General features: G+C 63.0%; 2 protein-coding genes. Both read right to left on the bottom strand.

From position 1 onward, the window contains the following. The coding region (locus Y708_RS30810; RefSeq protein ID WP_035775231.1) for a carbohydrate ABC transporter permease at positions 1-635 on the bottom strand (635 nt) is incomplete at its 3' end. Then, positions 635-1027 (bottom strand): carbohydrate ABC transporter permease (locus tag Y708_RS28090; RefSeq protein ID WP_035775232.1); only part of this gene is annotated, 393 nt, incomplete at its 5' end. The genes Y708_RS30810 and Y708_RS28090, both read right to left, overlap by 1 nt.

Raw genomic sequence — 1027 nt, forward strand, 5'->3', positions numbered from 1 at the left:
GGAAGGGCAAGCCGCCACATCATGCTGAACTCCGAGCAGCCGTCCAGGCGCATCGACTCGAACAGCTCCTTGGGAACATTCCGCAGGAAGTTGGAGAGGATGAGCACCGAGATCGGGATGGCGAACGCGATCGACGGCAGGATCAGCGCCAGCAACGTGTCATAAAGCTGGGCACGAGTGATCATGTAGTAGATCGGGATGATGGTGGCGTGCAGCGGGATCGCCAGGCCCATGAGGAACAGCGTGTTGGTCCAGGTGATGAAGCGGCCGCTCCCCCGCACCACCGCGTAGGCCGCCATGAAGGAAACCACGAGCGCCGGCAGGACCGTTCCCAGGGTGACAATGAGCGAGTTCATGAAGTACTGCGTGAACCCCTGCTCGAGGACGAAGGCGTAGTTGTCGAGGGTCGGTTCCAGGGTCGGAGCCAGCGGGTTGCCGCCGAAGAATCCGGCCTGGTTCTTCACGCTGGTAATGACCACGTAGTAGATCGGCAGGATGATCACGGCGAGCCAGATCCAGCCGCCCAGACCGCCAAGGAGGTTGGGGCGGTGGCGGGTGCGCCGTCGTCGTCGTTCCGGGTTTTGCAGGCTGTTGCGCTTGTGGGCAGCCGACAGTTTTTCTGTGGTGATGGCCATCATGCTCCTTCCAACTGGCTTGCGGCGCGGTTCCTGCCGCCCAGGCTTTGGACCAGGATCGCGAGACCAAGCCCGACGACGACGAGGATGACTCCCAGCGCGCTGGCCGCTCCCATGTCATTGGCCTGGAAACCCGTGAGGTACATGTGCAGCGGCAGCAGCCGCGTTGCGTAGCCGGGACCGCCCGCCGTCAGCACGAAGATCAGGTCGAAGTAGGCGAGCGATCCGACCACCATCAGCGTGGAGGACGTGATCATCGTGTACTTCAGCTGCGGGAGGGTGATGTGGAAGAACTGTTGCATCCGCCCGGCGCCGTCGATCTGCGCAGCCTCATAGAAGCTCGCCGGAATCTGCCGCACGCCGCCCTGGTAGATCAGGGTGTGGAACGGCAC

It is taken from the genome of Arthrobacter sp. H5 (assembly GCF_000520595.1).
GTDB lineage: Bacteria > Actinomycetota > Actinomycetes > Actinomycetales > Micrococcaceae > Arthrobacter_D.